At 59.5% G+C, this 21,014-nt stretch carries 20 protein-coding genes; 11 read left to right on the top strand and 9 right to left on the bottom strand.

All coding sequences use genetic code 11. From position 1 onward, the window contains the following. Positions 1-242: 242 nt before the first annotated feature. Both EKD03_RS08270 and EKD03_RS08265 read left to right on the top strand, forming a co-directional pair. The gene (locus EKD03_RS08270; protein WP_129629476.1) at positions 243-1,406 is read left to right on the top strand and encodes a DUF3048 domain-containing protein; all 1,164 of its coding nucleotides are present in this window, start codon (positions 243-245) and stop codon (positions 1,404-1,406) included. Further along, positions 1,403-2,734, top strand: a complete 1,332-nt coding sequence (locus tag EKD03_RS08265; RefSeq protein ID WP_129629474.1) for a golvesin C-terminal-like domain-containing protein — start codon at positions 1,403-1,405, stop codon at positions 2,732-2,734. Before EKD03_RS08270 ends, EKD03_RS08265 begins: the two co-directional genes overlap by 4 nt. 44 nt (positions 2,735-2,778) lie before the next feature. Here the strand turns inward: EKD03_RS08265 and EKD03_RS08260 are convergent, their stop codons facing one another. From EKD03_RS08260 to EKD03_RS08250, 3 genes are all read right to left on the bottom strand, one after another. After that, on the bottom strand, positions 2,779-3,981 hold the full coding sequence (locus EKD03_RS08260) for a class I SAM-dependent rRNA methyltransferase (protein WP_129629473.1): 1,203 nt from the start codon (positions 3,979-3,981) through the stop codon (positions 2,779-2,781). 97 nt (positions 3,982-4,078) lie between these two features. Continuing rightward, the gene (locus EKD03_RS08255) at positions 4,079-5,320 is read right to left on the bottom strand and encodes a glucose-1-phosphate adenylyltransferase family protein (RefSeq protein ID WP_129629471.1); all 1,242 of its coding nucleotides are present in this window, start codon (positions 5,318-5,320) and stop codon (positions 4,079-4,081) included. Between the two features lie 10 nt (positions 5,321-5,330). Then, on the bottom strand, positions 5,331-6,584 hold the full coding sequence (locus tag EKD03_RS08250; protein WP_129629469.1) for a glucose-1-phosphate adenylyltransferase: 1,254 nt from the start codon (positions 6,582-6,584) through the stop codon (positions 5,331-5,333). A 568-nt stretch (positions 6,585-7,152) separates the two neighbouring features. Between EKD03_RS08250 and EKD03_RS08245 the strand changes: the two genes are divergently transcribed. The 9 genes from EKD03_RS08245 to EKD03_RS08205 all read left to right on the top strand — a co-directional run bounded on the left by EKD03_RS08245 (position 7,153) and on the right by EKD03_RS08205 (position 14,483). Continuing rightward, positions 7,153-8,355, top strand: coding sequence for an argininosuccinate synthase (locus EKD03_RS08245; RefSeq protein ID WP_129629467.1), 1,203 nt, complete (start codon positions 7,153-7,155; stop codon positions 8,353-8,355). 70 nt (positions 8,356-8,425) lie between these two features. Next, positions 8,426-9,124, top strand: a complete 699-nt coding sequence (locus EKD03_RS08240) for a histidine phosphatase family protein (protein ID WP_129629465.1) — start codon at positions 8,426-8,428, stop codon at positions 9,122-9,124. Between the two features lie 3 nt (positions 9,125-9,127). Then, positions 9,128-10,351 carry a bifunctional glutamate N-acetyltransferase/amino-acid acetyltransferase ArgJ gene (argJ, locus tag EKD03_RS08235; protein ID WP_129629463.1) on the top strand — a complete coding sequence of 408 codons (1,224 nt, stop codon included), beginning with the start codon at positions 9,128-9,130 and terminating at the stop codon, positions 10,349-10,351. A gap of 15 nt (positions 10,352-10,366) precedes the next feature. Further along, on the top strand, positions 10,367-11,749 hold the full coding sequence (gene argH / locus EKD03_RS08230; RefSeq protein ID WP_129629461.1) for an argininosuccinate lyase: 1,383 nt from the start codon (positions 10,367-10,369) through the stop codon (positions 11,747-11,749). Between the two features lie 11 nt (positions 11,750-11,760). Continuing rightward, complete coding sequence (locus EKD03_RS08225) at positions 11,761-12,288, top strand: N-acetyltransferase (protein ID WP_129629458.1); 528 nt, start codon at positions 11,761-11,763, stop codon at positions 12,286-12,288. Between the two features lie 164 nt (positions 12,289-12,452). After that, positions 12,453-12,683: a DUF433 domain-containing protein gene (locus EKD03_RS08220; protein WP_129629528.1), complete on the top strand. Its 231-nt coding sequence runs from the start codon at positions 12,453-12,455 to the stop codon at positions 12,681-12,683. Further along, positions 12,680-13,000: a hypothetical protein gene (locus tag EKD03_RS08215; RefSeq protein ID WP_129629456.1), complete on the top strand. Its 321-nt coding sequence runs from the start codon at positions 12,680-12,682 to the stop codon at positions 12,998-13,000. The genes EKD03_RS08220 and EKD03_RS08215 overlap by 4 nt, the downstream gene beginning before the upstream one ends. 647 nt (positions 13,001-13,647) lie before the next feature. Further along, a complete protein-coding gene (locus EKD03_RS08210) occupies positions 13,648-14,031 on the top strand; it encodes a hypothetical protein (RefSeq protein WP_129629454.1) in 384 nt (127 codons plus the stop codon). Beyond that, positions 14,028-14,483 (top strand): type II toxin-antitoxin system VapC family toxin, encoded by a 456-nt coding sequence (locus tag EKD03_RS08205; protein WP_129629452.1) that lies wholly within the window; start codon positions 14,028-14,030, stop codon positions 14,481-14,483. The genes EKD03_RS08210 and EKD03_RS08205 overlap by 4 nt, the downstream gene beginning before the upstream one ends. 224 nt (positions 14,484-14,707) lie before the next feature. Here EKD03_RS08205 and ruvB read toward each other — a convergent pair whose 3' ends face one another. From ruvB to EKD03_RS08175, 6 genes are all read right to left on the bottom strand, one after another. Further along, positions 14,708-15,739, bottom strand: coding sequence for a Holliday junction branch migration DNA helicase RuvB (ruvB, locus tag EKD03_RS08200; protein WP_129629450.1), 1,032 nt, complete (start codon positions 15,737-15,739; stop codon positions 14,708-14,710). Between the two features lie 27 nt (positions 15,740-15,766). Next, complete coding sequence (smpB, locus tag EKD03_RS08195; protein WP_129629448.1) at positions 15,767-16,243, bottom strand: SsrA-binding protein SmpB; 477 nt, start codon at positions 16,241-16,243, stop codon at positions 15,767-15,769. Between the two features lie 62 nt (positions 16,244-16,305). Further along, positions 16,306-16,728, bottom strand: a complete 423-nt coding sequence (locus tag EKD03_RS08190; protein ID WP_129629445.1) for a protealysin inhibitor emfourin — start codon at positions 16,726-16,728, stop codon at positions 16,306-16,308. Then, entirely contained in the window at positions 16,725-17,324 is a 600-nt protein-coding gene (locus tag EKD03_RS08185) for a hypothetical protein (RefSeq protein WP_129629443.1), read from the bottom strand. The genes EKD03_RS08190 and EKD03_RS08185 overlap by 4 nt, the downstream gene beginning before the upstream one ends. Beyond that, positions 17,321-18,265 (bottom strand): PrsW family intramembrane metalloprotease, encoded by a 945-nt coding sequence (locus EKD03_RS08180; protein ID WP_161569216.1) that lies wholly within the window; start codon positions 18,263-18,265, stop codon positions 17,321-17,323. Before EKD03_RS08180 ends, EKD03_RS08185 begins: the two co-directional genes overlap by 4 nt. Positions 18,266-18,348: 83 nt before the next feature. Further along, positions 18,349-20,991 carry a M4 family metallopeptidase gene (locus tag EKD03_RS08175; protein ID WP_129629439.1) on the bottom strand — a complete coding sequence of 881 codons (2,643 nt, stop codon included), beginning with the start codon at positions 20,989-20,991 and terminating at the stop codon, positions 18,349-18,351. Positions 20,992-21,014 lie beyond the last annotated feature (23 nt).

The raw sequence follows: 21,014 nt of genomic DNA, 5'->3' as shown, positions 1-21,014 counted from the left end.
AGCGTATAGGTCGTAATAACGCGCATCGCCCTCGTGTTCCCATACGCAGTATAGCTGCGCTGGCCAGCCACCTCTTGCTCACAGTGGTGGTATTTACCTGATAGCAAGCTGATAGCTATCTGATGCAATATCTCAACAAAATGACAAGAAACTTACACACGTAGTTGCAAGAATGTGGTATTATACGCTTCGTTCCAATCCCGCCCTGTTCGCGGAAGATATTACAAGGATACATCGCAGATATGAATAGCTACGTGAACCGTGTACGTTCGCTTCTGCTGATACTCTTGCTGGTGATTGTTGCTGGCTGTGCGAGTAGCCCAGCAACCGCCCAACCAACAACTGCTGTAGCCAGCAACCCGCCAAGTGCCGTACCAGTGCTTGCGACAACGGCACCGCCAGCACCTCCAACACCCACACCAGCGCCTCCGACAGCGACCCCTGAGCCTCTACCACCTACGCCTGAACCTCCAACCCCCACACCTGAAGTGATCACTGGACGGTTGGCACTCGTGCGTGGAAGCCTGACGGAGCGCCCTTTTGCCGTGATGCTCGATAACCACCCCAAGGCATACCCGCAATCGGGGATGGACAATGCGGTGATCGTCTTTGAAGCGCTGGCCGAATTTGGTATTACCCGCTATATGGCGATCTTCGCCCCCGGCATCTCGCCCGAACTAGCCACGATTGGCCCGGTGCGCAGCGCTCGTCCCTACTATGTCGAGTGGGCCAAGGCTTTCTCTTCGGTCTATACGCATGCGGGTGGGTCACCGGAGGGCTTGTTGCTCGCCGAAACCTCGATAGAGATCATCAACAACGATGCCCTCAAGGGCGTCTCAAGCCGCTACTTCTGGCGCAGTAAGGAGCGTGCTGCCCCGCATAACCTCTTCACGAGTAGCGCCAATATTGCCGCCTTCGCTGCCAGCCGGAATGTCGAAACCCCTGATCTGAGCGAGATCGGCTTCCTCTTCAAGCCGGAAGCCTCCGCCGATCAGCGCCCGGCCAGCCAGAACCTGCGCTACTTCTTCATCTACCGCGAAAGCTATGTCGGCTGGAGCTATGATCCAGCGACAAACGACTATCTCTATTTCCGTGCTGGTCGCCCGCATGTTGATGCGACGACGGGTGAGCAGTTGCGGTTTAAAAATCTCGTGCTCATGGAGGTGCCCGAGTCGCCCATTCCCGGCGACCCCAAGGGGCGGATTGAGCAACAGGTTATTGGTGAGGGCAAAGCCCGGATTTTCCGTGATGGAACCATGGTCGAGGCCACCTGGCGTAAGGGGGCAGGCTTTGCTCAACTACGCTTCTACGCCGCAGATGGCAGCGAGATTTTGATGAATCCCGGTGCGGTCTGGATCGCTGCAATCCCATCAATGGACAATCTCACCGTAGAAGGAGGAGTATGATCGATTCAAACTTACGCCGTTCATTCATCGCCATCATCATCATCCTGATGGCGGCTACTGTTGGCCAAGTGCAGGCGGCACCCACCGCTGCACCTGACCAACAACAGATCGCCCCAACCTACCGTATCTTCGCCACCCGTGAAGGGTTGGTAGGCCGCCGAACTGCGAATGGCCACATCATTCAACCGCGTGACCGCTTTGTCGCTCTGCCCTCATGGAGTGTGCTCTCTCCCAAAGACTCCAGCAGATATGCCGTGCGCCTCACCTACAATGGGCGTACCGTGATTGCTCCAGTCTGGGATGTTGGTCCCTGGAACACCAAAGATGATTACTGGAATCCCGACCGCCGCTACAGTGATCTACCAGTAGGCCGCCCGATGGCCCACGCGGCCTATTACGACGACTATAATGGTGGACGTGATGAGAGCGGACGCCGAGTGCGGGAACCAAATGGCATTGATATTGCCGATGGGACGTTCTGGGACGACCTGGGGATGACCCATAGCGACTATGTGCTCGTTACCTTCCTCTGGTTAGGTGATGACCCCGGCCCAGGGAATGCAGTGCCGATTACGCCTTCGGCAGCCCCAACTGAACCACCAGTTGAGTGGGAACCCGATTCAATCGGTGTGGATAATGGTGCCGAGGGCTATAGTGCCAACGGGCCACATTGGGATGAGGCAGGTTGCGGTGTGGGTGGTAGCCACAATTACACCCTCTCGACCAGTAACCCGGCCAAGGGCACCAGTGGTGCCACCTGGGCCCCCCAACTGCCCGGCGCGGGCTTCTATGAGGTGAAAGCCTATATTCCCAAGTGTGGGCCGGCCGCCACCAATTCGGCGCGTTATCAGGTTCACCATGATGGTGCCACCACCGAGGTGCTCGTGGATCAACAAGCGAATAATGGCACTTGGGTCTCACTCGGTACCTACCATTTTGATGGTGCAACCAACGATCAACCCCGGGTTGCTCTGAATGACATCACCAATGACAATGATCGGGCGGTGCGCTTTGATGCCCTCGCTTGGTACCCGCGTAGCGATACTACCCCGCCCAATGGGACGATCACCGAGATCGTGCGTCAGGATTCAGGCTACCAGATCACCTGGGGTGGGGCGGACGACATGAGCGGGATTGCGAGTTACGATATCCAGGTACGCCAACTGCCTAAGGGTGGCTGGACGGACTGGAAGGTGAACGTCACCGAAACGAGTGCATGGTTCGGCCCCGATGAGGGCAAGCACTTCGGTTTCCGCGTGCGTGCGCGTGACTGGGCAGGGAATGTGGAACCATGGCCCGAAGAGGCCGATATGGTGACGGGGTCGTAGAGACGCAAGTAGAGACGCAAGATGTTGCGTCTCTACTTGCGTCTCTACGCCATGGGCAAAATGCGCGCTACCAGAAATTTGAGGTAACGCCCCTCCGGGAAGGCCGCAGGCACCGGGTGATCGTATGGCTGCCCTGCATCATGGATGATCTGGATGCGGCGTTGGGTGGTGGCGGCGACCTCGGCGAGCATGGTGCGGAAGGCTTCGGGGCTGATTTGGCTAGTGCAACTCGCTGTGACCAGCAACCCACCTGGTTCGATGCAGCGGATGGCGAGGGCGTTGAGCCGCGTGTAGGCGCGCTGCGCTGCGTGGGCGTTGCCCTTGGCGCGTGCAAAACTGGGTGGGTCAAGAATGAGCAGATCGAAGCGCCGCCCGGTCTTCACGTAGCCATCAAGGAGCGCAAAGCAGTCCTCGGTCACAAACTGATGGCGCTGGGCGGGCAGATGGTTGAGCGCCACATTCTGATCCGCAGCCTCGGCCAAGCCGCGCCCAATATCGGCGCTGATCACCTCGGCGGCCCCGCCGCGCAACGCATAGAGCGAGAAGCCGCCGGTGTAGGCGAAGCAGTTGAGGACGCGCCGCCCCGCTGCCAGTGACTCGATCATACGCCGGTTCTCACGCTGATCGAGGAAGAGTCCGGTCTTCTGACCATGCCAGAGATCGGCGTGGAAGAAGAGGCCGTGCTCCTGCACCACCAGATCACGCGGGGGCAACTCGCCCCACACGCTGCGCAGGCTCGCAGATCGTGGCGCATCACTCTCCTCTTCGTCCTGGGCGCGTGAGTGCCATGCCACCCCGCGCAACTCGTGGTCACACGCACGCATCGCCGCCGCCACCTGGGGCACAATCGCCGCGATACTCTCGGCATAGGTGTGGATGACCGCAAAGTCGCCGTAACGATCCGCGACCAGCCCCGGCAGCGCATCACCCTCGCCGTAGATCCAGCGGTAGGCGTTGGTGGGTAGGACGGCATCACGCACCGTAGCGCGGAGATCCCAGGCTTCCCACACGCGCTCGGCAAACCAGTCCGCATCGGGAACCGCAGTACGGCTGAAGATACGCACGGCAATCGGGCTGGTGGCGTCCCACAGCCCATAGGCACTCCAATTGCCACAGCGCACCCGCACCCACTGGCCGGAGCGTAGCCGTTCGCTACTCACAACATGGTTGCGGTAGATCCAGGGGTGGCCCTGTTGTAGGCGCGGGCGCAGGCTGGAATCAATGGTAATTTCGGGAAGATGTGGCATGGTTGGATTCTATTTTTTTCGCTCATATTGGCGGCTGCGCCGCCAATATGAGCGAAAAAAGTTCTTTGAGAACGGTTACACCGCCCCCAAACCCCGGCTATACCGTCGAACCGCTATCAATCACTTTAGCTGCCCCAAACGCCTGCTCCGGCGTGCGCGGGCGAATGATCACATTCCGCCCGATACAGGTACCATTGGGAATCTGGGCGTGCAAACCGACCAAAGTCAGGCCCGTATTGAGCCGTTCGGGAGCTTCGTGGTTGGGAGTGTTGTCAGCCCCATCGCCGACCAAAGCCCCTACACCAACCCGTACATCCTCGTCAATGATGCAGCGATCTACCACCGCATCGGGGCCGATCCAGGCATCCCCAAAGATGACCGAGTCGCGCACGGTGGCACCGGGCGAGACATAGACGCCGGGGGAGAGGATGGATCGCACGACGTTGCCATAGACCTGGCAGCCGTCACTGAGGAGGCTATTCTCGATGCGCGCACTACTGCCGATCTGGACACCGGGGCGGTCGGCGCTGGTGGTATGGATGATCCACTCCGTATCATACAGATCGAGCGCCGGAGTTTCAGCCAAGAGCGCCATATTGGCCTCGTAGAACGCCTGAAGCGTGCCCACATCGGCCCAGTAGCCCTGGAAGTTGTAGGCGTAGGCACGCGCCTGACCGATAATCCGGGGCAGGATGTGACGCCCAAAGTCGGCATCATCGCCATTGGTGAGCAGATCAAGGAGATACTGCTTACGAAAAACATAGATCCCCATCGAGGCCAGACTAGAGGTAGAGCGGCGCGGCTTCTCGACAAAGCGGTCAATCAATCCATCGCTGCCCACCGAGACAATCCCATAACGGCGCACATCGTGGGGGCTGACGCTGCGTACCGCCATCGTCACATCGGCCTCATGCTCCTCGTGGAACTGCAAGAGCGGGGTATAGTCCATCTTATAGATGTGATCCCCGGCCAGCAGCAGCACCGCATCAGCCACCTGCTCCTCGACGAAATCGCGGTTGTAGCGCACCGCATCGGCAGTCCCGCGCTGCCAGCCACCCCCATCGGGGGTAGGCGAGGGATGCAGGAGGCGCAGCCCCCCCTGGGCACGGTCGAGATCCCAGGGCCGCCCGACACCCAAGTGGGCATGGAGCGAACGTGGGCGATACTGGGTCAACACACCGACATTATGGATGCCGGAGTTGATACAGTTGGAGAGCGTGAAGTCAACAATCTTGAACTTCCCACCAAATGGCACCGCCGCCTCGGTACGCTCTGCAGTAAGAATCGAGAGCGCGGGCGAATCACCACCGGCCAGAATCAATGCAAGTGTTCGCAACATGGCACACCTTCTAGATCGTCTCACCGGAGGCGACATTCCCGCCCGGAAAATCCTCGGTATCGCGGTCGGCATTGATGACCACGTTGCGCCCGACACCGATCCCCGGTGGGATGTGGGCCGCCTTGCCCACCACACTGACCCCGGTCATGATCTTATCCGGTTCGAGCCGATTGGGGACGTTGAAATCATCGCCACAGCCAACCCGCGCCCCGGCTCCGATCACCACGTCTTTATCAATGATCACCCTATCGAGCACCGCACCCGGCCCAATCCAGGTATCGTTCATCACCACACTATCGCGCACTACCGCGCCCGGCGAGACATAGACCCCCGGCGAGAGGACGGAGTGTTCGACGGTGCCACGAATAATACAACCGTTACAGATGATGGACTGGTTCACCTTGGCCTGCGGGCCAATCTTCGCGGGCGGACGCTCTTCGCTACGGGTACGAATACGCCACTCATTATCAAAGAGATCGAAGTTGAGTTGCGGATCGAGCAACTGCATACTCGTCTCCCAATAGGACTGAATCGTCCCGACATCAACCCAATAGCCACTGAAGCGGTGGGCATAGACACGATCTTCGGCCACCATTGCCGGAATCACATTCTTGCCGAAATCAATGCGGGGCTTATCATCACACCCCTCAGAGAGGCGCTGAATCAACGCATCAGCATTAAAGACATAGATTCCCATCGAGGCCAGTTGACCCTTATCGCGCGCTTTGGGCTTCTCAGTAAACTCGATAATTCGATCCGTCGCATCGGTGGTCATAATCCCGAAGCGATCCGTCTCATCCAGCGGAACCTCCATCACCCCCACCGTCAGATCGCAGCGGTTGCGCAGATGAGTCGCAACAATATCGTTGTAATCCATCTTATAGATGTGATCACCTGAGAGAATCAGCACCAGATCCGCACGCCGTTCGCGGATAAAGTTCAAATTCTGGTAGATCGCATCGGATGTACCACGGTACCATGACTCATCGTTACGTCCCTGATAGGGCTGAAGCAGCCGCAACCCACCGCGTGAGCGGTCAAGATCCCACGGTTTTCCGATCCCGATGTGCTCATTGAGTGAGTGGGGGCGATACTGGGTCAAGACCGCAACATCAAAGATGCCGGAGTTGACACAGTTGGAGAGGGTGAAGTCAATAATGCGGAACTTTCCGGCAAAGGGCACCGATGGCTTCGCCCGTTTCTCTGAGAGCACACTCAGGCGGGTTCCTTCACCACCGGCCATAATCATCGCGACAATGCGCATAACGCTCCTCTGTCTCTAGCAAGAAGACCAAAGGCGTACCCCGATTGTACCCGCAAAAGGGGGGATGTGCAAAGTCCTTGGGGCTGGTAACTATTCACACTTGGGGTAAAAGAAATCTCGTATTGACGCAAAGGCGCAAGGACGCAAAGGTTTTATTGCAGGCTTTGCGCCTCTGCGTCTTTGCGTCAAAAACCGGAAGCTAGGAGAAGTGTGAACAGTTACTGGGGCTGTGCCCCAAACCTCAATTTTTGTTGTGTTTTGGCGGCTTCACCGCCCCCGAACCCCCACCGGAGGTGACTTTGTACATGCCCTACCCTCCAGGCGGATATTCCATCCTAAATCTACAACTTGTGGTATACTCTCGCCAGGAAGCAATACGCGATGATCAAGGACCAAAACGTGTCGCAGCAGAAGCGCCGTCGTCAGCGTCGTCCCCAGCCAGCCACCCGCCCTGGCTAGTCGCGCTTGCCCACCGTGAGGTTCCCAAGCCAGCATTGCCAGAGCGCAAGCTGGCTTCTTTTGTGCGATTTTTTCGATACGCTACGGATAACAACAGGAGAGTTGGATCATGGCAAAGGGCGATGTCAAGAAGGCTGTATTGGCCTATTCGGGTGGTCTGGATACGTCGGTGATTGTGCCTTGGCTGCGCGAGAATTATGGCTGTGAGGTGATCTGTTTCTGTGCCGACTTGGGCCAGGCCGAGGAACTGGAGGGGCTGGAGGAGAAGGCGCTCGCCTCTGGGGCCAGCAAGCTGATCGTGCGCGATCTGCGTGAAGAGTTTATGCGCGACTATATTCTGCCGACGTTGCAGGCCGGGGCGATCTATGAGCGCAAGTACCTCCTCGGCACCTCGTTTGCGCGCCCGATCATCGCCCGCCACCAGGTACTCATCGCCGAGGAGGAAGGGGCTGATGCGGTGTGCCACGGTGCTACCGGCAAGGGTAACGATCAGGTGCGCTTTGAACTCACCTTCTTCGCCCTTAACCCGCGCCTGAAGATCATCGCCCCGTGGCGCGAATGGTCAATCAAGAGTCGCCAGGATGCCCTCGATTATGCCGCCGAGTATAACGTGCCCGTCACGGCGACTGCCGAGAAGATCTATAGCCGCGACCGCAATCTGTGGCATCTGAGCCACGAGGGTGGTATCCTCGAAGATCCATGGAATGAGCCGGAAGAGGGCATGTTCATGATCTCGGTCAGCCCGGAGAATGCCCCGGATACCCCCGAAGAGTTGACGATCACCTTTGTCAAGGGTGTGCCCACCGCCGTGAACGGCCAGGAACTGGGCCTCGTGCCACTCATGGACGAACTGAACCGCATCGGTGGCAAGCATGGCATCGGGCGGATTGATCTGGTCGAGAACCGCCTGGTGGGTATGAAGAGCCACGGCGTCTATGAGACCCCCGGCGGGACGCTGCTCTACACCGCGCACCGCGAGCTAGAGAGCATCGTGCTGGACAAAGAGACGATGCGGGCCAAGGATCGCATCGCGCTCGACTATGCCGATCTGGTCTATAACGGGCGCTGGTTCACCCCCATCCGTGAGCACTATGACGCCTTTGTGCGCTCGACTCAGGAGAATATGACCGGCGAGGTGCGCTTCAAGCTCTACAAGGGCAATGCGATTGTGGTCGGGCGGCGCTCGCCCTTCTCGCTCTACCGCGAGGATCTGGCCACCTTCGGCCCCGACATGGTCTACAATCAGAAGGATGCCGAGGCGTTCATTCGGCTCTATGGTTTGAGTATGAAGGTGCAGGCATTTTTGAAGTAAGCCCTGTTTTTTGGTGGTGTTGGGCGGCTTTGCCGCCCAACACCACCAAAATAAAGAAACATCAACCACCATGACCCATCTCTATCTCATCCGGCACGGCGAGGCAGTGACGAATGTCAAACCGATCATCCCAGGGATGATCGGTGACACCGGCCTGACCGAGCTTGGCCGCAAGCAGGCTGAGCGGCTGCGGGATCGCCTCATACGCACCCGCGAGATCGTTCCCGATGTGTTGATCGCTAGTACCATGCCGCGTGCGCGTGAAACCGCTGAGATCATTCAACCCGCGTTTGGCTTGCCGATCATCTTTGATGATGAGGTGCAAGAGATGAACATGGGTGATGCTGATGGTATGACCACCAACGAGGCGTGGGAGAAGTTCGGCCACCCCGATTTCGATACCTACCCGCTGCGCCCGATTGCCCCCAATGGGGATAGTTGGGGCACGTTCTCGCTGCGGGTGGCGCGGGCGCTTGCCCGTATTACCGAAGAGCATGCGGGCAAAACCATCGTGATCGTTTGCCACGGCGGGGTGATTGATGCCGCCTTCATCCACTTCTTCCGTATGCCCAGTATGGTGCTCCCTCCCACCGATTTCCATACCCGCAACACCAGTCTTACCCACTGGGAATATGTCAATCGTCGCCGTCGTGGTCTCTGGCGGCTCAATATCTATAACGATACTGAACACCTCCACGGTATCGAAGTCAAAGAGGCGGTGCGTTGGGAAGATCCGCCTCCAGCAAATTTGCGATCAAGTGAGTCCTAACCTATGACGATCACGTTTGTAGAAGATGGCCACCCGGCTTCTCCGGCGGGGTGGGCGGCGGCAACGACGGCGTGTGGCATTAAGTACCGGGATCGTGATGACCTGGCGCTGGTGGTGAGTGAGCGTGCCTGTAGCGCGGCGGCGATCTTTACCACCAATCTGGTCAAGGCGGCTCCGGTACGCTACGATATGGCGCTGATGCAGCGTAGTGCCAGTAGCCTGCGGGCGGTGGTGATCAATGCGGGCAACGCCAATGCCTGCACTGGCTCTGATGGTGATGCGGCCGCGTTGGCGATGGTGCGTGCCACCGAAGCCGCCCTCGGTCTGCCTGAGGATTCGGTCTTTGTGATGTCAACCGGAACCATTGGCGTACCGGTGCCAGTGGCGAAGATCCTGAACGGAATCGGTGTGGCGGCGCAGGGGCTGGATGCGGCGCATGGCCCGGCGGCGGCGCGGGCGATCATGACCACCGACACGAAGCCCAAGTACTGCGCGGTGCAGGTGGCGTTGCCCTCTGGTAGCAGCATCACCCTGGGGGGGATGAGCAAGGGCGCGGGGATGATCCATCCCAATATGGCCACGCTGCTGGCCACGATCACGAGTGATGCCGCGATCACGCCGGCATGCCTCGATACCGCCCTGCGCCGCGCCGCCGACCTCAGTTTCAATAGTATCAGTATTGATGGCGACACGAGTACCAATGATACGCTACTGGTTATGGCCAATGGAGCAGCGGGTAACCCGGAGATCAGTGACCTCGATAGCCCCGATGGAGCGGCCTTCTTTGCCGGATTGACCGCGATCTGTCAGCATCTGGCCCAGGCCGTCGTGCGCGATGGCGAAGGGGCCACCCGCTTTGTCACCATCACCGTGCGCGGGGCCACCAGCAATGCCGATGCTAAACTGGCCGCCATGACCATCGCCAAGAGTCCGCTGGTCAAGACCGCGCTCTATGGCGCCGATCCCAACTGGGGCCGGGTCTTGTGTGCGATTGGCTACTCCGGGGCGACGGTTGACCCCGACCGGGTGCTGCTCTCGTTCGGTGGGATGCGCGTCTTGGAAGCCGGGTTGCCGCTGCCCTTCGATGAGTGCGCAGCCAGCGATCTGCTGAATGTGGCCGAGATTGCGATTGATGCCGATCTGGGTCTGGGCGATGGCGCGGCGACGGTGTGGACGTGCGATTTTTCCTTGGATTATGTGCGTATCAATGCGGAATACCGCACCTAATAGGGTTGCTACACCATGGAGCATAAACTTTGGGGCGGGCGCTTTAGTGCCCCGACTGCGGCAGAGATGTCGCTCTATAACGATTCATTCCGCTTTGATGTGCGCCTGGCTGCCTGTGATATTAGTGGCAGCATCGCCTGGGCCAGTGCGCTGGCCGAGGCGGGCTTGATCACGAGTGATGAGCAGGAGCAGTTGGTCCAGGGGCTGGAGTTGGTGCGGCGCGAGTTTGCCGATGGGCGCTTCGAGGCCAAGCCAAGCGACGAGGACATCCATACCGCTGTCGAGCGCCGCCTGGGTGAACTGGTGGGAGAAGTGGCGCTCAAGCTGCACACCGGGCGTTCGCGCAACGATCAGGTGGCGACCGATATGCGCCTCTTTGCGATTGGGGCCGCCCGGATGATTGACGAGCGCCTCATGGGCTTGCAGGTGGCGTTGCTCGAACAGGCCGAACGCCACACCGCCACGGTCATGCCGGGCTATACCCATCTGCAACGCGCCCAGCCGATCACCTTTGGCCACTGGTGTCTGGCATTTGTGGAGATGATCGAGCGCGACCGCCAGCGCATCGCCGACGCTACCGCCCGCGCCCGTACTCTGCCGCTCGGTGCGGGCGCACTGGCGGGCAATTCGTTGGGGGTGGAACGCGAACGCCTCACCGAACTGCTCGATGAGTTCGATGCTGTGGCGGGCAACTCGCTCGATGCCGTCTCCGACCGCGACTTTGTGGCCGAGTTGCTCTTCGGCTTTGCGCTGACCGGCATTCACCTGAGCCGCTTGGCCGAAGATCTGGTGCTGTATAGCAGTGCCGAGTTTGGCTTTGTCGAACTGGCCGATGCCTACAGTACCGGCTCCAGCCTCATGCCGCAGAAGAAGAACCCCGATAGTATGGAGTTGCTGCGCGGCAAGAGCGGGCGGCTGATCGGCAACTTGGTGGGCCTGCTCACCACGCTGAAGGGGCTACCCACCACCTACAACAAGGATCTGCAAGAGGACAAAGAGCCATTCTTTGACAGCCTCGACACGCTCGATCTGGGCCTGCGCGTGGCCGCCGCCGTGGTGCAGACGATGGAGGCCAACCCGGAGCGCATGCGGGCCGCCCTCGATGACGCCATGCTGGCCACCGACCTCGCCGATGAGTTGGTGCGGTTGGGGGTACCCTTCCGCGAAGCACACGCCAAGTCCGGGCGGCTAGTACGGCGCAGTATCGAACTGGGCAAGCCGCTGCGCGAGCTGCCGCTGAGCGAATACCAGGCAGTCCAACCCAACTTCGATGAGCACGTCTACGCAATCTTCGACTTCAGCCGCAGCGTCAGTCGCAAAGAGAGCCTCGGCGGCACCGCACCGCAGCGGGTCGCTGAGCAATGCGCACGCTGGCGCGATCTGCTCACCCAAGAATGAAAGCCACCGCCATGAGTCCACTCACCCCGATCTACAACCCACCCATCTCGCTCCCCAAGCTGCATGCGCGGCCCGACGCCGAGTTGATCGTGCGCCGTGCCCATGTCCGCGATGTGCCTCGTCTCTATGAGATCATCAACTACTATGCGGCGCGTGGTGACATGCTGCCCAAAACGATGGATCAACTCTACAACCGCGTGCGTTCGCTGAACGTTGCGGTTGCTGATGGTGAGGTGGTGGGTTGTGCGGGGTTGAATATCACCTGGGCCGACATGGCCGAAGTAGTGAGTGTGGCGGTACACCCGGACTTTCAGGGCAAGGGGCTGGGGCGGCATCTGGTAGAGCCACTGATTGATGAAGCGCAGGAGTTGGGCATCCCAACCCTCTTCGCCCTCACGCTCCAGGTCGGCTTCTTCAGCCACATGGGCTTCCACGAAATCCCCAAGATCCACTTGCCACACAAGATCTGGCAGGATTGCAAGACCTGTTTCAAGCAGGAGTTGTGTGATGAGATCGCGATGATCAGGGAGGTGGGGTGACGGTGGCTGAGCTTGTCGAAGGCTGCGGCGCGTTGGCTTCGACAGGCTCAGCCAACGGAGCGGTGTCGCTGGCTGAGCTTGTCGAAGCCGAGCCTGTCGAAGCCACATGGTCGTATGCTACAATCCACGTGCGGGTTGACTCCTCAACCATAAGGAGGACTGCGATGAAAGAAGCGTGGAAACATCTTGCAGCCGTCGAGTCGCGCCCTGATGTGGTAAGTGGCGCATGGGTCTTTCGAGGAACACGAGTTCCGGTTGCTGCATTGTTTGAGAATCTGCGCGATGGCGCAACCATAGACCAATTTCTTGAATGGTTTCCTGGTGTCCAACGGGTTGATGTGGAAGCGGTATTGAACTACGAAGTTGCGGTGTTGAGCATACGGGCAGCAGCATGAATATTCTGTTTGATCAAGGTACGCCTGTCCCACTTCGACGCTACCTCGGCACGCATCTTGTCACGACAACCTATGAACGGGGATGGGCAGAACTTACCAATGGGCAACTTCTCGCCCAAGCTGAATTAGCCGGTATAGACCTGCTGATTACAACTGATCAGAATCTCCGCTACCAACAAAACCTGAATACCCGTCACATCGCCATTGTAGTTCTTTGCTCCACATCTTGGCCCAAGATACAGGGACATCTTGATGCTGTTCAAGCGGCTGTTCAGCGGGCTGGTGTAGGCACCTACGAAGAGGTAGCTATTGGCTAAAGATGCGCCATCGCTCCATCCTCTGCGTACCTCTGCGCTCCTCTGCGGTAGAACATATTCACCGCCGAGGACGCCGAGGGGCGCAGAGGAAGAACCGTATGGGGCGCATCGCGATGCGCCCATGCCCGTGCCCCCCACCATACCGCCACATCCCGTGGGCGCGTCACGACGCGCCCCTACATCCGCATCACCCCATCCGTAGGGGCGCATCGTGATGCGCCCATTCCCGTGCGCCCCGGTTATTCACCGCCGAGGATACCGAGGGGCGCAGAGAACGAACCGTAGGGGCGCATCGCGATGCGCCCATTCCCGTGCCCCCCCGGTTATTCACCGCCGAGGACGCCGAGGGGCGCAGAGGAAGAACCGTAGGGGCGCATCGTGATGCGCCCATTCCCGTGCCCCCCCGTACTGGTGCGGCATCCCGTGGGCGCGTCGCGACGCGCCCCTACGCCCCTTTGGGTTTCCCGATACCCCAATCGGTGTATCATATCCCTCCTTCCTCACATATTGGCGCTAGTACTTTTTGCGCCTGATGGCGCACATCGGGTACAGTATATACGTCAACCCTTTCAGCGTGAGCCGGACTTTGGGGTGACAAGTGTGAACTATGCGCTGGCAGATCTGTTGGCGCGGGCGGAGGAGCCAAGATGAATACAATAACGATTAGTTTATCTCCCGAACTCTATGCACGCCTGCATACAGAGGCCCAGCGTCAAGGCAAAGCCGAAAACTTGCTGGCTCAGGAAATGCTTGCTGACCAACTCCAAACCATAGTGTTGCAAGAAATCCCTCTCTATGTTCAGATCATGCCACACATTCGAGCACTGGCAGCAACCATGAATATGGATGATTTTATGGTTCCGGGTGATGTCTCGCCTGACAGAGCAATTACCCTACTTCGCTCGTGGAGTGCTGCGGAGATAGTAGATAATGATGAAGATACCGAGTCTTGGGAAGATGTCATGCGTTCCATTGATGCCCATCGTACCTCGTATCGTAAGCTCTTTCCGCATTTGGAGCAATCAGAATGAAACGTTTCGTCTTACTGGATTCTGGCCCATTGGGTTTGGTAACTGGGCCATCCAAATCGGTAGAAGCAAATGCATGTCGAACATGGTTGGAAAATTTGCTTACGGGAGGAATACATGTTCGCGTCCCTGATATTACTGACTATGAAGTACGACGTGAATTATTACGTGCTCGACGTATGAACGGAGTGCAGCAGATTGATGCACTCCGGGCACGTATCGGCTACCTTACAATTACGACTGAGACCCTGTTGCTCGCATCTGAATTTTGGGCACAGTTGCGACAACAAGGCAAACCAACTGCCGCTAGTGATGCACTTGATGGTGATGTTATTCTTGCTGCTCAAGCCGCATTGCTCATTGGGGCTGGACACAGCGTTGTTATTGCTACCACCAATGTCGGGCACCTCACACGAATGGTTCCTGCTGATATATGGCAGAATATCATCGCATAACAGAGAATGTGCGCCCCCGATTATTCACCGCCGAGGACGCCAAAGGGCGCAGAGGAAGAACCGTAGGGGCGCGTCGCGACGCGCCCATTCCCGTGCGCCCCGGTTATTCACCGCCGAGGACGCCGGGGGGCGCAGAGGAAGAACCGTAGGGGCGCATCGTGATGCGCCCATTCCCGTGTCTCCCACCATACCGCCACATCCCGTGGGCGCGTCGCGACGCGCCCCTACCAGAGCCGCGCCTGCTGATTTTCGTCGGCGTTTGGAACGGGGATGCCGAGGTGCTCATAGGCGCGGCGGGTCGCAATGCGCCCGCGTGGCGTGCGCTGCAAGAAGCCGAGTTGCAGCAAGAATGGCTCGTAGACATCCTCAACTGCGTCTACCTCTTCGGCCAGCGCAGCGGCGAGGGTACTCAAGCCCACCGGCCCGCCGTTGAAGAGTTCGATGATCGCGTGCAGCAGGCGACGATCATTCTCATCCAGCCCCAGTTCATCTACCTCAAGTTGGGTCAGCGCCGCTCGCGCCACCGGCACATCAATCACCCCGTCACCAATCACCTGGGCGTAGTCGCGCACGCGGCGCAACAGCCGGTTGGCGATACGGGGGGTGCCACGGGCGCGGCGGCCAATTTCGCGTGCCCCCTCACTGCTGATCGGCATGCCCAGAATGCGCGCTGAGCGGGTGACGATCTCACACATGGCCTCGTCGCTGTAGAAGACCAGGCGATGCACCGAGACGAAGCGGTCACGCAAGGGCGAGGTGAGCAGGGCGACACGGGTCGTTGCGCCGACCACCGTAAAACGCGGCAGATTAAGCCGCAGGCTACGCGCACTCGGCCCCTTACCCACCATCAGATCGAGCGCGAAGTCCTCCATCGCCGGGTAGAGCACCTCCTCAACCGCCCGATTGAGCCGGTGAACCTCATCAATAAAGAGCACATCGTCTTTTTGCAGGTTGGTCAGCACCGCCGCCAGATCCCCGGCGCGTTCAATCGCCGGGCCGCTGGTGATCTTGATCTTGACCCCCATCTCCTGGGCAATCACCCCGGCGAGTGAGGTTTTACCCAAGCCCGGTGGGCCGTAGAAGAGCGTATGATCGAGCGGCTCAGTCCGCGCTTTGGCGGCGGTGATCGCAATCTTGAGCTGATCGACCGTCTTCTCCTGGCCGATAAACTCGGCGAGGTTGCGCGGGCGCAGACTCTTCTCGACCTGCTGGTCGTCACTATCGGCACTGGGGTTGACTAGTCGCTCCTCGGACATGATCGCTCCTCGTAGGGGTATCGCGAATCAATCCCGATCACGCGACTTCATCACCCGCTCAATGTCGCGCTCGGCATCGCGCTTAGCAATATCCTCACGCTTATCGTAGTTCTTTTTACCCCGTGCAACACCGAGTTCCACCTTGGCCCGTCGCCCTTTGAAGTAGACCTTCAAGGGCACAATCGTCAGCCCCTTTTGGCGAACCAGGCCATCGAGGCGGCTGATTTCGCGCCGGTGCATGAGAAGTTTGCGCGGGCGGGTCGGAACGTGGTTGAAGTAGGTGCCCGACTGTTCGTAGGGCGAAATGTGGCTATCGTAGAGATAGATCTCATCGTTAAAGATGCGTGCAAAACTGCCGCGCAGGTTGATTCGCCCAGCGCGTACCGACTTAATTTCGCTGCCGGTCAGGACGATACCTGCCTCGTAGGTCTCTTCGATGCTATAATCATGGCGGGCTTTGCGGTTATCGGCCACAACGCCAGGGCCAGTATCTTTGTTGTTCATAGGTACCCTCTGTCGTTCATGGCAGCATTATAGCACATAGGGGCGAAGGTAATCCTCTTCCCCTACAACGCCCGCAATGCCCGCAACAGCGGCGCGGCTTCAGGCGGGATGCTGGCCTGGGCAAACTCGGCGTGGTAGGTGCGCCCGCCCAAATGCGCAACGACCTCGTAGATGTAGCCATCGGCGGGGGGAGTGGGGCGCGGACGCGGGCGGGCGAGGCGGGCACGGAGCGCGAGGTGCGCCAAGTGGGCCACGTTGGCGCGGCTGATGTGGCGCATCCGGGGGGCTTCGTCGTTCACCACGATCCAGCCATCACGGTAGAGTACCCACTCGCGGCTGGTAAAGCGCATCCCGCCACTGCTGCGGAAGGCGAGCAGTGCCCCCGGCGGCAATTCTAGCTCGTCATCCCCGGTTTCTGGGGTGAGGCTGGTGTCGTAATCCCCCGTACTCAATCCGTCCAGCACATATTTGGGCTGATCATTCATGGCAGTTGGATAGTTGCGGCCACCCGCGTGAAGATCGGGTTGGCCAGGCTGAAGATATCGGCGGGTGCGGCCATGCTGATGATGTAGGCGCGGTCACGCGCAATGACGAGGTAGTCACGTGCATGCACCACCACCGGTAGCGATGCGCGGCGCGGTGTGTCAATCGGCTGCACCACATAGGCATATTCAAGCAGAAGCGCACGTTCACCATCGAGGTTGGTCTCGCTATCGGCGAGCAGATGGTAGCCGGTGAGCAGGGCACGATCTTCCATCCGTCGATCAAGCAATGCCTGAAGCGTGGGCGGAGCGCTGGGATCGAGATCGCGGCGTTCAATACTCAGCGTACTCTTGAAGGCCGAGGCGGTTTGCAAATCTTCGAGCTTGATCAGCAGATCTTGGAGCGAATCAACGCTATGCCACGTGGCCGGATAGCGCACCTGAATACCATCGTCGGCTTCTTGAAACACCCGTGTGCGGTTCTGGGTCTGAAACATGAGCAACCAGCCCAGCGTTAGCGCCATGAGCACCACCAGCGCCACCCCGATATCTTTGGGTAACACACGTGGCCGGTAGATCGCGAGCGGCGAAGAACTCACAGCGGCCTCCCACTCTGGCGCAGGGTCACTTCGGTACTGCGCCGCATCAGCCCCACCAGGGTGAAGAAGGCCGCCAACGCCACCCCCAACCCTAACAGGAGCGAGCGCCAATAGTCCACACTCAAACCCGCCGCACTCACCTCGCCAATCAGCCAAGTGAAGAGGCCATTCAGCCCGGCGGCGAGCGCAAAACCGAGCGGCACCCACCACGCGGGGCGATGGGTAAATTTGGCCTCGGCCATAAAGTAGCCCATCAGCCCCCCGAATGAGGCGTGGGCGAGTGAAGCGGTCACAACATTGATCACACCGGGAGCCAAGGCCACCCCGCCATTATCGAGCACATAGCGCAGATTGATCAGCGTCGCCACCCCCAAGCCCGCCACCGTTCCATAGACAATCCCGTCCATCCGCTCATCAAACTCCGGCGTTGCATAGACCAGCAGCCGCACCGCTATATAGGCGATGGCTTGCCACGTAACACCAACGATCAGGATCGCGGCGGCCAGCGAGGTGAAGGTATCGGCGGAGGCCCACACGCGCACATGGAACCACTCATCCACCAACCGCCGCCCGATCACATCGGCGAGCAACAGCGCCAGCAGGAAGACGGCGGCAATGCGGTGTTTCGGTTCTGGCTCCAGACGATCCTGTTGGTAGAAGAAGATCATCCAGATGATTGAGGGCACCACCGCCAAGACCAACCCAACCACAAGCAGCGGCGTCCCCTCTAGTGGCCCCAGCAACCCGGCCAAGAAGGCGACCAGAGCGCTGAGTAGCCCCGTGGCGATGATCTGCACCACCCCAGCGCGCCAGAAGCCAACGTGGGGTTTATTGACCAGGGCGAAGTGGTGGGCACAATAGGCCCGCTGGCCTAAGATGGCATACGGTGGCGCTAATGGCGCATCGCAGATACAGCACGAGATTGTAGGTTTATCTGTCATAGTGATAGGTGGAAGTAGGGGCGAAGCATCGCCCGCCATAGAGCAGGGGAACCCAAACAAGGTTGGCGGGCGATGCTTCGCCCCTACCGACTACGCCGGATCTGCGCATCAACCCGGAAGGGATTGCCCGCATTGGCGGGGATTACGACCTGATTATCGGCCACAATCGGGCGGTAGCCACGCGCAAAGACGATCACCCCATAGGTTTGGTCACGCGGAACCGCCTCGTTGGTACGGAAGAGGCCGTTATCATCGGTGACGCCCATCGTCAGCACCTCATCCGCACTGAGCGTATCATCGGCGGCGGCCTGGCTGGCACTGACGCCCGGCTTAACCACAAAGAACTGCACCCCACCCACACCACGCCCGGTGTCGGCGTTAGTGATGGTTCCACTGATATAGACCAGATTCCCGCTACTGGTGGGAGGGGCAGAGGGTGCTTGGCCACCCGTACAGACCACCAAATGCACTTCATCCACAAACATGCTCGACACATTGCCACGCGGATTCTCTGCCGCAAAGACGAGGCGTACCGGTTTACCCGCATAGTGCGAGAGATCGGCGTTCATTTCGGCCCAGGTATCATCGCCTGCGGAAGAGGGAATCTCCTCAATCGCCTCCACAATATCGCCCTTGGCGTTGGCCAGCACGACACTAAAGGTGGCATCTTCGGCCAACAGACCAAGGAGACCACTAAACTCTTCGTGGACGAGCCGCGAGTAGGTAAGTTGGATGCTGGTTGCATTGGCGGGTAGGCGCACATCCTGGTAGATGTACTGCAACGGCTCTTGGTCGGTGCCACCCAGCCACGCACTGCGCTTGCCGCTCAGTGGCAACTGAGGATCGATCAGTGAGGCATCCCCCCGCGAGACCTGCGTCCAGCCGCCCTCCTGTTCAAACCCGCCATTCAGGATGACATCACTACACCCAGCGGGCAGCGCCTCCACCACCGGTGGAACCGTTCCACCCCCACCACCCGGCAGATTCGTTTCGGGTGTCACCGGCGGCGTTGTCGGTGTCGTACTCCCCGTCGTGATCCCCACCTGCGCAAAGGCCGCCCGTACCGCCGCCGCCTCATCTTCGCCATACAGATCCGCCGCCGCCTGGGCGGTCGCATCGGCGGCATCCTGAAAATCGGCACCGGGGGAGAGATACTGGGTCAGGGTGCGGTAATAGATCTGGCCCATCTCCTCGCGCCCCAGGGCTTGCGCCACGAGGAAGGCGACATGGTTGGGGATACCGCTATTCACGTGTACCCCGCCATTATCGGAGCGGCGCGTGTTGGGCAAGTTGGCATACTCGCGCATCGTCGTGGGCTGGCCGATACTCGCCAGTGGTTTGCGTGCGTTATACTTCCCACCCGCGCTCGGATCTTCCATACTGCGCAAGTAGGGCACAGGGTAGGGTGGCGACTTGATCACATCCTCGCCAACCGTCCAGTCATCATCATCAATCAGCACCCCAAAGACATCCGCATACGACTCGTTGAGTGCGCCGGACTGGTTCTCATAGATCAACCCGGCACTCGTCTCGATCACCCCGTGGGTAAACTCGTGGCTGATCACATCCAAGGCATACGGCAAGGGCTTAAAGATCGTGCCCCCATCGCCATAGATCATCTGGCCATATTCACCGACCCAGGCGGCATTTTCGGCATCCTCTGGATCACTCCCGTAGTGAACCGTCGAAACCATCGCGCTGCCCTGACCATCATAGGCATCACGCTTAAAATGCTGCATATAGTAGTCATAGACAATCCCAGCCCCATCGTGGGCAACCTGGGCTACCGGATCATTACTGCGTTCACCCTCATCAATCACCAACCGCCCCGGAATACTCGTCCCATTGCGTGCCGAATAGGTCTTGCGGCGCTTAATCGGCATCACCTCATCAATCGCGTGAACCACCAGCGGGCGGCCTGCATTCACAAAGAAGCGCCACTGACTGAGCGGGCGCTCGGTGAGGATCGTCACCTCCCAGACCAGCGTAGGCTGCCCGGTCGCATCCACATAGACCGCGAGACGGGTCTCTGCGGGGAGCGGATTCACCTGCACGGTAGGTAGCTCACTGGGTAGCAGTTGCGTGGCCCACAGATACTCCAGCGCGGTCGCATCGGCCTGGGCGGCACTGATCGTGGGCTGGGTGGAGAGATTCAAGGCGGGGGCGAACTCGCCATTGACCGCCACCACCTGCCCTTCAGGATCGAGGTGGACGACCAACTGGTGCCCCAGCACCGGAAGACCAGCGTAGCGCTGATCGAGGCGCACATGGGCATAGCCACGTTGCAGATCGGGTTCGACGCGCAGCAGCGCCAGATCCTCGGCCACAGCACGAATCCCGAAGAGGCTCCGATTCTGATCGAGGAAGCCATGCGCAATCGCCAGCGGATTTCCTACTTCCAGCGCCGTCGGCTGATAGGGCAAGTGGCCAGTCAGATCGCGGCTGTGGAGGAAATCGGGGATACCGTGCTGAATATTCCAGCGGACTGCCAGGGGCGTAGTGGTACGCGCCTGAAGCGCAGCAAACGCCTCCGCCGGTGAGAGATCACCAACCAGAGGCATTCGGGTTGCCGGGGGCAATGCGGGCGCCAGCACGGGAAGATCGGGCGCAATGCGCAGACGAGGGGGAGCTTGATGCATCCAGAGCACAGGGATGATCGCCGCAAATACAGCCAGCAGCAGCAGCAGCGGCATAGACTGAAGGCGGAGCGATGCACGGTAGTTCATAGATACTACTGTTAGGGCGAAGC

Source organism: Candidatus Oscillochloris fontis (assembly GCF_004138135.1).
GTDB classification, from domain to species: Bacteria; Chloroflexota; Chloroflexia; order Chloroflexales; family Chloroflexaceae; genus Oscillochloris; species Oscillochloris fontis.
Note: the sequence above shows the minus strand (reverse complement) of the source record. Positions and strands in the feature narration are given on the sequence as shown.